The sequence below is a fragment of the Clostridium sp. CAG:43 genome (assembly GCF_000434655.1).
GTDB classification, from domain to species: Bacteria; Bacillota; Clostridia; order Lachnospirales; family Lachnospiraceae; genus Otoolea; species Otoolea fessa.
In genome coordinates this window covers 1-10,718 of record NZ_FR895032.1, presented here as the reverse complement: position 1 = coordinate 10,718, position 10,718 = coordinate 1, and the positions used below count along the sequence as shown (strand labels likewise).

General features: G+C 50.6%; 11 protein-coding genes. All 11 read right to left on the bottom strand.

All coding sequences use genetic code 11. The features are described from left to right. The coding region (locus QVO97_RS03085) for a hypothetical protein (RefSeq protein WP_288188765.1) at window positions 1-641 on the bottom strand (641 nt) is incomplete at its 3' end. Beyond that, a complete protein-coding gene (locus tag QVO97_RS03080; protein ID WP_022358952.1) occupies window positions 638-1,264 on the bottom strand; it encodes a hypothetical protein in 627 nt (208 codons plus the stop codon). The genes QVO97_RS03080 and QVO97_RS03085, both read right to left, overlap by 4 nt. A gap of 12 nt (window positions 1,265-1,276) precedes the next feature. After that, window positions 1,277-2,236, bottom strand: coding sequence for a pilus assembly protein PilM (pilM, locus tag QVO97_RS03075; protein ID WP_022358951.1), 960 nt, complete (start codon window positions 2,234-2,236; stop codon window positions 1,277-1,279). Between the two features lie 38 nt (window positions 2,237-2,274). Then, window positions 2,275-3,057, bottom strand: a complete 783-nt coding sequence (locus tag QVO97_RS03070) for a prepilin peptidase (RefSeq protein WP_022358950.1) — start codon at window positions 3,055-3,057, stop codon at window positions 2,275-2,277. Window positions 3,058-3,197: 140 nt separating this feature from the next. Further along, the gene (locus QVO97_RS03065; RefSeq protein ID WP_022358949.1) at window positions 3,198-3,620 is read right to left on the bottom strand and encodes a type IV pilin protein; all 423 of its coding nucleotides are present in this window, start codon (window positions 3,618-3,620) and stop codon (window positions 3,198-3,200) included. A 104-nt stretch (window positions 3,621-3,724) separates the two neighbouring features. Next, window positions 3,725-4,948 (bottom strand): type II secretion system F family protein, encoded by a 1,224-nt coding sequence (locus QVO97_RS03060; RefSeq protein ID WP_022358948.1) that lies wholly within the window; start codon window positions 4,946-4,948, stop codon window positions 3,725-3,727. Window positions 4,949-5,292: 344 nt separating this feature from the next. After that, the gene (gene sufU, locus QVO97_RS03055; protein WP_022358947.1) at window positions 5,293-5,727 is read right to left on the bottom strand and encodes a Fe-S cluster assembly sulfur transfer protein SufU; all 435 of its coding nucleotides are present in this window, start codon (window positions 5,725-5,727) and stop codon (window positions 5,293-5,295) included. Continuing rightward, the gene (locus QVO97_RS03050; protein WP_022358946.1) at window positions 5,717-6,928 is read right to left on the bottom strand and encodes an aminotransferase class V-fold PLP-dependent enzyme; all 1,212 of its coding nucleotides are present in this window, start codon (window positions 6,926-6,928) and stop codon (window positions 5,717-5,719) included. The genes sufU and QVO97_RS03050 overlap by 11 nt, the downstream gene beginning before the upstream one ends. A 79-nt stretch (window positions 6,929-7,007) precedes the next feature. Continuing rightward, window positions 7,008-8,087 (bottom strand): SufB/SufD family protein, encoded by a 1,080-nt coding sequence (locus QVO97_RS03045; protein WP_022358945.1) that lies wholly within the window; start codon window positions 8,085-8,087, stop codon window positions 7,008-7,010. Between the two features lie 91 nt (window positions 8,088-8,178). Then, a complete protein-coding gene (gene sufB, locus QVO97_RS03040; protein ID WP_022358944.1) occupies window positions 8,179-9,585 on the bottom strand; it encodes a Fe-S cluster assembly protein SufB in 1,407 nt (468 codons plus the stop codon). A gap of 99 nt (window positions 9,586-9,684) precedes the next feature. Beyond that, complete coding sequence (sufC, locus tag QVO97_RS03035) at window positions 9,685-10,473, bottom strand: Fe-S cluster assembly ATPase SufC (protein ID WP_288188762.1); 789 nt, start codon at window positions 10,471-10,473, stop codon at window positions 9,685-9,687. Between the last annotated feature and the right edge of the window lie 245 nt (window positions 10,474-10,718).

Below are 10,718 nucleotides of genomic sequence, written 5' to 3'. Positions count from 1 at the left end.
GACACATCCGCATTTGCCAGTCCCGACGGTGCCTGCGTCTCCTCCGGTTCCAGCTCCAGGCCTTCTTCTGATTCCGCATCGTAGCGGGTCTCAAAATAAGTCAGCTGGAACGCCACCGCCACCGGGTGGATGCGGATATCCTCTAACTCTTCATTTTCCAGATCTTTATCATCCTGAATGCTCAGATCCTCGATCAGACAGCGGTACGGTCCTTCGACCACCTCATGAAGCATCGAAACAGCGTGATCAAACGAATCCGCCGTAAAAGAAATATTCATCGCGCGGCGGATCTCCATTCCGTCCACCTGCGGCTCTGAATACTGGAAAGTAAAATCATACGCATTCGCAAAAATACGGTTCAGCTCCTCCGTCTCCGTCTTGAAATGATTGTAGGCCGGAACCATCGGCGCATTCGATGCCTTGTTTTCCTCGATCTCTTCCTCCATCTGCCGGATCTGCATCGCTTTCATCTGCTCCAACTGTATCTGGGCATCCAGCTCCGCCGTGTCCGCCGCCTCAATCCGCCGCTGCACCGGCAGGTAAAATCCGGCATAGTAGCCGCCCGCGATCAGGGCAAAGACTACAACCAGCAGCACTATTTTCTGTGTTTTTGTTAATACATATTTCCCTAACGAATTCATTCTTCTTTGCCCTCTTCTGGTTCCTTAAAAAATACAGCCATTGACACTCCCACCTGCTTCAAGGATGCCAGAACTCTCTCTTCGCCATCTTTCTTCACTGTTTCCTCCAGCGAAGCGGTCACATAGCGCGCATTCGGATCCGCCTCCGCATCACGGACCAGCTGCGGAAAGAGTGTACCATTGGGAATGGTTCCTTCCAATGACATCTGATCCGAGGTGATCGAAACACTCGAAACTGCCGTCAGCGGGAAAATCTGTGATTTCAGGGAATCCAGCATCATCCGGCGGTCCGGAAGCTTACTCTCTTCCTCATTCAGATACCCATTTCCATAATGCGCGTACTCTGCCAGAACCTCACCGTACACCTCGTTGGATTTCTCCAATGTACGAAGCTCCTTCTCTGTCGCCGCATAAACCGCCTCTGCCCGGTCTGCCTCCTGCAGGGGAAGCATTACGCCAAATCTCGAAAATCCGTAGACAAAAACCATAAAAACGGCAAACGCGCCCAGCTCCGCCGCTATTTTCCCTTTTTTAGTCTGCTTCTGATACAGATTGATGCGCCGTTTTTTCGGATACTTCGGACCGCCAATCTGCATATTCGCGATTGATTTTAAATCAGCCACCGCTCTTCCTCCTTATGCAAGTAATACACCGTATGCCTGTGGGCTGTCGATCCACTCATCTTCCTCATCCAGAGAGACCTCCGGCAGAAGATCCGCCACACTCCGCACCGGCAGATCCAGCGTTTCTTTCAGCGCATCGATCAATTCCCCGTATCGTGCACCTCCGCCGCAATAATAGAGGCTGTCGATCGTATTATTCACATTATTGAAGCTATAAAAGTTCAAAACTCGCATGACCTGGACGGCGCGGGTCCGGTACTGCTCCTCCAGCACAGCCGCTATCTTTTCTTTGTCGGTCTTCTCGCGGTTTTCTTCCTCCACCTCAATTCCCAGTTCCTGCATCTTGTTCTTATCTCCCAAACGGATCTGCTCGATCTCCTCACAGCCCGGCTCCATGGTACGGGTAATATCATAACCCCCCTCACGGAAGAAATGAATCCGCAGCGCCTGGGTTCCCAGATCCAGAACAGCGTAATCCTTTCGCTCTTGTGCATACTCCAGAATCCGCTCCAGGCCAAGCACCGCCGGGACCAGGCCGACGAGCTTCAGGCGCGCCATCTTTGCCAGCTTTTCAAACTGCTGCGACAGCGTCTTCGTGCACGCCGCACCAAGAAGATCCATCGTCCTCTCTTTCGTCTGAATCATCGCGTAATCAAAAACATACTTGTCCATCTCATCGCCGATATAGTCATGAAACTCATACGGCAGATTCAGCCGGAGCTGTTCTTCCGTCATCAGCGGCATCTCAAACCGCCGCACATACACATCCTCCTGACGGATAACAAATACCACATTCCGGCACCGGATCGCATATTCCTTCAATAAATCCTTTATCAAATCCGCACAGACGTGCATATCGGTCAGATCCATTCCCTGAACCCGCTCGCTGATGAACTCTTTCAGTTCACCCTTTTCCGCATATGCAATCTTGATACGGTAATGTCCAATTTCAATTCCTAAACAATTCTTCATCTCTGCACTCCCCTTAAAAGAGTTTTATCGTGTACAGCTTACAAAAGCCACAGCCCCCTATACCATCCTGTCAGTTGTTCACCAAACAGAAGCATCAGAAAGAAAGCTGCCGCAATCGCCGGTCCAAATGGAATTTTCCCCTTTCTCCAAACCAACGAACATCCGATTCCAAGCACACAGCTGAGAATCAGAAAAAACAATACCTCCCAGATAGAACGAAGGTACAGCCCCGTCACAAAAAAGAGTTTGATATCCCCGCCTCCCAGGCTTTCCTTTCCCGTCAGGCGGTCAAATAAAAGTGAAAGTGCCAGCACACCGCCCGACAAGCCAGCCCCCGTCAAAACACCACGCAGTATCTGTGCGCCCGTTTCCGGCAGACAGACTGCCGTTCCGAAAAAAATCAGGACTCCTGCCACCTGCAGGCGATCCGGTATGATCCACGCATGCAGATCCGTGAGCGTCAGGCACAAAAGCACAATCCACAGAAGTATCCCCCGCAGTGCCAGCACCGAAACATCGAACCGGTACACGATCAGACAGCACGCGATCCCCGAAACAAGTTCCGCCCAGAACGATTCCGCCGGGATCTTTGCCCCACAGTAACGGCATCTGCCCCGCAGACACAGCCACGAAAACAACGGCACCAGATCCGGCACGCCCAGCACATGCCCGCAGGCATCACAGTGCGATCTCCCCTTTAGGATCGAAGTTCCCGCAAGCATCCGCCCCGCCAGACAGTCTGTAAAACTGCCAATGGCACAGCCAAAGATAAATGTTATGGTTAATATGTAAATCGTTAAAAATGTGGTTTGATGCAGCATCGCCGCGTTCTCTCCTGTCTTTTGCAATTCTTTGATTCATTATAACAGAATTTGCTTATTCTGTCTCCGGGCGCCTTTAGCAAAAATGGATGGGAAAACCCATCCATTTTGCCACGTATGTGGTTTTTACTTATACTCTATTATTTCGCATATAATGTAATTTCTGCGCCATTAATTGTACCCTTTGTTCCGGATTGCGGTTTTACTTTTACATTAATTACTTTATACTGTACACTGCCATCTTCATCACCTATTACTTTCGCAGCTACACCTTCCGTTGTACTAGTAATTGACTCAACAGTACCTGTCGCTAAATCATAATTATAAATAACTTCATCTGTAGCATTTTTTTCCATCTCATCTGTCATATACTGAGCAACCGCTGCCGCCTTCGCAGCTCTCAGGTTTGCCTGATTCGTAGCCTTTCTAGCCTTGCTCAGCTGCGCCGTAAATACCGGAATCGAGATCGCAACCAGGATGCCCACGATCGCAACAACCACCAGCAGCTCAGCCAGTGTGAAACCTTTTTTGTTCTCACGAACTTTCTTGATTAAGCCCTTCATAAAATCAATCTCCTTATTGTATAGTATTTTATTAATGAACAGAGAATTTCCTCTGAGCCATCCAGCCTCTGCTGTATCACATTTCACATGTGTGCAGTCAATTCTTACATCAGATCATACATTGTAAAGATAGGCAGATAAATCGACACTACAATGATACCCGCAAAAATCGCAAGCACAACCAGCATCGTTGGTTCCAGCAGTGCCAGAAGCCGCTGGATTCGGTAATCCGCCTCGTTGGTGTAATAATCGGCGACATTGTCCAGTGTCTCCTCGAGTTCACCGGTTTCTTCTCCGACGGAACACATATCGACCATCGTTGGCGGGAAATATTTCTTTCCCCGCAGACATTCCACCAGACTGCGTCCCTGCTCGATTCCTTCGCGCATGGAGCGGACATCCTCGCTCAGAAGTGCATTGTCCATAACCTTCGCCGTCGTGTCAACCGCCTGATTGATCGTGATACCCGCTGCCAGAAGCACCGACATTGTATTGGCAAACTGAGCTGCGCCGTTCATCTGGTTGATCACGCCCACAAGTGGAAGAGATAACATGATCTTTGCTTTCTCAATCCGTCCCTGCGGCGTATTGCCGTAGACCTGCGAACCAATCTTCAAAAACGCCAGCACCGCCAGCATCAGCAGCCACCACTTCGTGAAAAAATGGGAAGTCGCAATCAGCATCCGCGTCATCAGCGGCAGCGTACCGCCCAGATCGGTAAATACATCTGCCAGTGTCGGGATAACCTTCGCCATGACGATAATCAGGACAACCACCGCAATCGCAACGACGAACAAAGGATACGTCATCGCTCCCTTGATCTTCTCCGTCGTCTTGTAGGACTTTTCGTAAAACTTCTGAAGCCGGTCAAAGGAGTGTTCCAGTGTACCGGACTGCTCGCCTGCCCGGATCGTCTCGATAAACGTGAGCGGAAAACGGTCGCTATACTTTTCCAGCGCCGACGCAACGGTACTTCCGGCAGCTACTTCCTCTGCCGCAGCCCCCATGATCTTCCGAATCCGCTTGTCATCATTCTGATCTGCCAGCATACGCATCGCGCGCGCCACGGTCATACCCGAATGAAGAGTGATCGCAAACTGCGAACACAGGATCGCCAGCTTCTTCGTCTTGATCCGCCTGCTTCCGATCTCCATCTCCAGGAGACTGCCGTCATCAGGTCTTTTCTTCTCTTTCTTCTGACAGATGCTCAGAAGAATCGGATAGTTTTCCCGGATTCTGGAAGCGGCTGCCGCTTCACTCTCAGCCTGGAGCACTCCCCGGACTTCTTTTCCATCCCGTCCCAGCGCTTTATATGAAAAATTCGGCATCTCTCATACCTCCAGCCACAGGATTCAGCTGTACGCCATCTGTATGTACATCGCCATCTGTATCCTTTTTATGATCATTTTAACATCTTTGTTTATTTTTGTAAATACGCCGTCAACCTTTTGGATGTTTTATACAAAAACGTACATCTAGATCCGCTTGTTTTTTTGCCGTTTTCTCTATACGTGCTTTGTTTTTGCCAATCTATTTTTGTATATATTTTCGTCAACACATCTGACTTCTCTTTTCCAGACTATTTCTGGTATATAGATCATCAGGGCGGAAATGGTACGTCCCGCCCTGACACTCTCAAAAGAATAGCTCCCGTTTCTTTTTATCTTCTCTCTTATTTCTCGTTCTTCTTATCCAGCATCTCTTCCATCGTATGCCATCCCAGCACCGCGCATTTGACACGCGCCGGCATATGGGAAACATCGACCAGGGCGCCGGCTTCCTCGAGTTCTTCGATCTCGTTCTCGCTTGCCTCGCCTTTGATCATCCGCAGGAACAGATCCGCCAGATGGCGTGCTTCCTCTTCGGATTTTCCGATGATCAGATCCAGCATGATATCGGCGGACGCCTGGGAGATCGCGCAGCCGCTTCCCTCAAAAGCACCGTCTACCACCTGTCCATCTTCGACCTTCAACTGAAGAATGATGTCATCTCCACAGCTCGGATTGACGCCCTCTAATACCAGATTGGCATCCGGCAGCTTTTCTTTATGTAACGGATGCAGATTGTGATCCGTCAGTATTTCATTGTAAAAGGTTCTATTCTCCATATCCCATTTTCCTCCGGATTTCTTTCAGGTTCTGAACAAAACGGTCGATGTCCTCCTCCGTATTGTAGAACGCAAAGCTGGCACGCGCTGTTGCAAATACACCCAGATGTTTTAAAAGCGGCTGGGCGCAATGGTGGCCTGCGCGCACATTGACATTTGCTGCATCCAGAATCGACGCGATATCGTGCGGATGTACGCCGTCCACGGTAAAGCTGATAATTCCGTTGTGCTCTTCCGGCTTATCGCTTCCCTGGATATGAACGCCCTGAATCTGCTGCATCGCCGTCATTGCCCGTGTTGTCAGCAGCTCCTCACGCTTCCGCACCTCGTCAAATCCGACGTTCATCAGATAATCGATCGCCGCCTGTAAGCCGACCGCACCGCCGCCATTGACGGTACCGGCTTCGAATTTGTGCGGCAGTTCGGCAAAGACTGCAGATTCCCGGCTGACCGAATCGATCATCTCGCCGCCCGTCAGGAACGGCGGCATCGCATCCAGAAGGGTCTCTTTTCCGTACAGGACGCCGATTCCCATCGGTGCCATCAGCTTGTGACCGGAAAATACAAGGAAATCTGCATCCAGTGCTTGCACATCCACCGGAATATGCGGGGCGCTCTGTGCCGCATCGATGACGATGACACCGCCTTTTTCATGCACCAGTTTCGTCAGCTTCTCTACCGGATTTCTGCGGCCAAGGACATTGGAAATCTGCGGCATCGCTGCGATCTTTGTCTTTTCTGTCACCAGGGCTTCCATATCTTCATCCCGGTAGGAACCATCCGGCTGACATTCCAGATAAACGAGCTTCGCGCCTGTCTGTCTGGATACCATCTGCCACGGCAGGATATTGCTGTGATGGTTATCAATGCTGATTAAGATCTCATCGCCTGCTTTCAGACTGGTTAAACCATAGCTGTACGCGATCAAATTCAGGCTCTCGGTGCTGTTGCGTGTAAACACGACCTCGCTCGTCTTTCCAGCATTGATAAATTCCCGCACGCGCTCTCTTGCCGCTTCATATGCCTCCGTCGCCTCGATTCCCAGCTCATAGAGCCCGCGGAGCGGATTGGCATTTTTCTTTGTATAGAAATCTTCCACTGCCTTTAATACCGCCTCCGGGCGCTGTGCCGTTGCCGCATTGTCCAGATATGCGATATCTGAACCCGCAAGCAGGGGAAAATCTTTCTTGTAATCTGTCATGTTCTGTTCCTTCTTATATATTTGTTTGTATACTTGCTGCAAAAACAAACCGCAGCCAACTTACAGTTTTTTCATTTTATTATCGCTTCTGGTTCATGAACTCCTGAACCTGCTTCTGTACTGCCTCGTCAGCTACCAGCTCATTCAGCGCGTCGATTCTCGCCCGCGCTACCATGCGCTCAGCTTCCTCTCTCGACAGTCCGCGGGAGCACAGATAAAACAGCGTTGCATCGTCCAGATCGCCCATCGAAGCGCCGTGATTTCCTTCGACATCTTCTTCCGCACACAGAATCAGCGGAATTGTCTGATTTACGATGTCATCGCCGAGCAGCAGCACATCCTCGCGCTCAGTTCCCTTTGCCCCGTCGCATCCCGGCACGAAATCGATCGTTCCGCGGAACAGCTTGGAGGAACCGTCCTGCAAAACGCCAGAGACTTCCATCATACTCTCTGTCTTTTTGCCGCGGTGGCGTACTGTATAGTTCATATCCAGCTTCTGGTTTACACTGGTGTAATAGCCGATCTTCGCGTCAAATGCGCTCTTTTTTCCTTCCAGCTCGGTCAGGCAGCCCGCGTAGACCTTGTCTGCGCCCAGCTCCAGTTTCAAAAGCTCAAATGTGGCATTTTCCCCGCAGGACGCACCGATATCACTCAGGCAGGTATATCCGGCGCCGAGAAGCTGCACTTCCTGAAGCTGTACCTTTGCATTCTTTTCCGCATGGACCTTTACCTGGAACGAGGATGTTCCCTGTGCGTCCTCCCCGGAGCGGAATACGATCAGCACGTTTAAGCGGCTGTTTTCCTTTGCATCCAGGCAGAGGCGGTTCTGGTAACTGCCGTTTTTGTAATCGACGCAGAGAACCGTCCATTCTGTATTTTCATTCTGCAGCACAGCTGCCGCTTCCGCTGTCAGCCGGTAGATACTTCCCGTTCCGCATTCCGCCGCCATCGCATCGTACTCGCGTCCCATGCCGGTCTGAATCTCGTCCCACTCTTTTCCGGAGATTTCTTTTTCCCAGGTCACACCTGCTGCCAGGCGCTCCGGTTTTATCAAAACACTTTCCTCCGGCCACTCAATCTGTATCTGGCTTTCGTTCATTCCCAGCCGGTTCCAGGTTCGGGTCGGAAGAATGTTTACTGTCATTTCTTTCTGTCCCATTGTTTCCTCCTGTCGTTACCATTCATGCACTTGCATGCCCCGCAGCAGAATCTGTTATTTCAAAATCCCCGCTGCAAACAGTAACCATCTATTATCCGATACTGCCTTTCATCTCAAGCTGAATCAGGTTGTTCATCTCAACCGCGTACTCAAGCGGCAGCTCCTTCGATACATCATCCGCAAATCCGCTGACGATCATTGCGCGCGCGTCCTCCTCGCTGATGCCGCGTGACATCAGATAGAAAACAGCCTCGTCGCTGATCCGTCCAATCTTTGCCTCATGGCCGACGTTCGCGTCGCGGGTCCGGATATCCATCGCCGGGACCGTATCGGAACGTGAAATATCATCCAGCATCAGAGACTGGCAGGAAACCGATGCCTTAGAACCGGATGCCTGTTTTCCAATCTGCACGCTGCTTCGGAACGTACTGATACCGCCGTCCTTGGAAATAGATTTCGTATTAATATAGGAAGACGTCCGTTTGCCCGTGTGGACTACCTTCGCACCGGTATCGAGGTTCTGACCTTCTCCGGCAAAAGTAATGCCGGTAAATTCCATTCTTGAATCATCGCCCTTTAAGATACTCATCGGGTACAGATACGATACATGGGAACCAAAGGAACCCGATACCCACTCGATCGTGCCGCCCTCTTCCACAATCGCGCGCTTGGTGTTCAAATTGTACATATTTTTCGACCAGTTCTCGATCGTCGAATAGCGGAGTTTCGCATTTTTGCCGACGTACAGCTCGACACAACCCGCATGCAGGTTTGCTACGTTATATTTCGGCGCAGAACAGCCCTCGATGAAATGCAGATATGCCCCCTCATCAACGATGATCAGAGTATGTTCAAACTGTCCGGCTCCCGGTGCATTGAGACGAAAATAGGACTGAAGCGGGATCGTAACCGACACGCCCTTTGGCACGTACACAAAAGATCCGCCGGACCAGACCGCCCCGTGCAGCGCTGCAAATTTATGTTCCTGCGGTTTGACCAGATGCATAAAATGCGTCCGGATCATTTCCGCATATTCGCCGTGCATTGCGCTCTCCAGATCGGTGTAGACAACGCCCTGCGCCGCTACCTCCGCGCGCACGTTATGATATACTAACTCCGAGTCATACTGGGCGCCCACGCCTGCCAGTGATTTCTGCTCCGCCTGCGGGATTCCCAGACGCTCAAAGGTATCTTTGATGTCCTTCGGAACCTCCGACCATTTGGCGCTCATCTTGGATTTCGGGCGGACATAGGTTACGATGTTATCCATGTCCAGATCCTCGATATCCGGTCCCCAGTTCGGAACCTGCAGGGAATTGTAAATCTGTAAGGACTGCAGACGGAACTGCTGCATCCATGCTGGGTCATTTTTCTCCTTAGAAATCTTCTCAACGATCTCCGGGGTCAGACCCGCTTTTACTTTATATGCGTCATTTTCTTTGTCTTTTATATCGTAGACGCTGCGATCAATGTCATCTACATACGTTTTTTCTTTCATGTTTGATGCCTCCATATTACCCGTGCTGATTCGTTATTACTGTCGCGTTATCCTGCAGCACTTTCGATTCCAAAAATGCCTGCCTGCGAACAGTAACGATTAGTTCCGGGCGTCTGCCACACCCGCCTCACGGATAAAGGATTCGTAACCTTCCTGGTTGATCTTATCAACCAGGGAGCCGTCACCNNCCAGGGAGCCGTCACCGGTTGCCACGATCTTTCCATCTACCATGATGTGCGTATAGTCAACATGCAGTGCATCGAGAATCCGGGTGCTGTGCGTGATAATAAGAAGCGCGCCGTTCTGGTTCTTCTGGTACTCTTCCACACCCTTAGAAACCAGACGGACTGCATCAACATCCAGACCAGAGTCTGTCTCATCGAGGATTGCCAGGCTCGGATTTAAGAGCATCAGCTGTAAAATCTCAGATTTTTTCTTCTCACCACCGGAAAAGCCCACGTTTAAGCTTCTCTGTGCATACGATTCATCCATCTGGAGAATGTCCATCGCCTTTTTGAGCTGTTTATGAAATTCCCAGATCTTTAAGTTCTTGCCAGTCTGCTGGCGCATCGCGCTCCGCAGGAAACTTTCCAGCGAAAGTCCCGGTACCTCCAGCGGCTCCTGGAAGGACAGGAACATACCGGCTTTGGAACGCTTGTCCGTGGACTCATGTGTGATATCCTCACCCTTAAATAAGATCTGACCGCCCGTGATCTGATATCGCGGGTTTCCCATCAGGACGTTTCCGAGCGTCGATTTGCCCGCGCCGTTCGGTCCCATCAGGACATGTACCTCTCCTGCGCCGACGCTCAAATCAACGCCGTGCAGGATCTCTTTTTCTTCTATATTTGCTTTTATCTGATTTACTTCTAACACCTTTTCTGCCATAAAGCACTCCATTTCCGGGACCGGCTGAGACATTCATGCTCGGTCTGTCTGATCTGTGACAGCCGCCTCGTCACGAAAGCGGTTATCCCTCTTAGCAAACGTCCATCTCTCTGGTTCCTTTTTTCTATATTCAAGTCGAACGTCCGTGAGACTTGGCGCGTGATTCTGGTCAGCAAAGCTGACATATTCGTTGCTGTTCACTTATACCGTTCTCAGCAACGGGATTTTGCCGATGCTTCGCATTC

Bases quoted from the DNA above. Each gene is read 5' to 3' on its own strand.
- pilM (WP_022358951.1), bottom strand. From the start codon at position 2,236: ATGAAGAATTGTTTAGGAATTGAAATTGGACATTACCGTATCAAGATT.
- QVO97_RS03070 (WP_022358950.1), bottom strand. From the start codon at position 3,057: ATGCTGCATCAAACCACATTTTTAACGATTTACATATTAACCATAACA.
- QVO97_RS03065 (WP_022358949.1), bottom strand. From the start codon at position 3,620: ATGAAGGGCTTAATCAAGAAAGTTCGTGAGAACAAAAAAGGTTTCACA.
- QVO97_RS03060 (WP_022358948.1), bottom strand. From the start codon at position 4,948: ATGCCGAATTTTTCATATAAAGCGCTGGGACGGGATGGAAAAGAAGTC.
- sufU (WP_022358947.1), bottom strand. From the start codon at position 5,727: ATGGAGAATAGAACCTTTTACAATGAAATACTGACGGATCACAATCTG.
- QVO97_RS03050 (WP_022358946.1), bottom strand. From the start codon at position 6,928: ATGACAGATTACAAGAAAGATTTTCCCCTGCTTGCGGGTTCAGATATC.
- QVO97_RS03045 (WP_022358945.1), bottom strand. From the start codon at position 8,087: ATGGGACAGAAAGAAATGACAGTAAACATTCTTCCGACCCGAACCTGG.
- sufB (WP_022358944.1), bottom strand. From the start codon at position 9,585: ATGAAAGAAAAAACGTATGTAGATGACATTGATCGCAGCGTCTACGAT.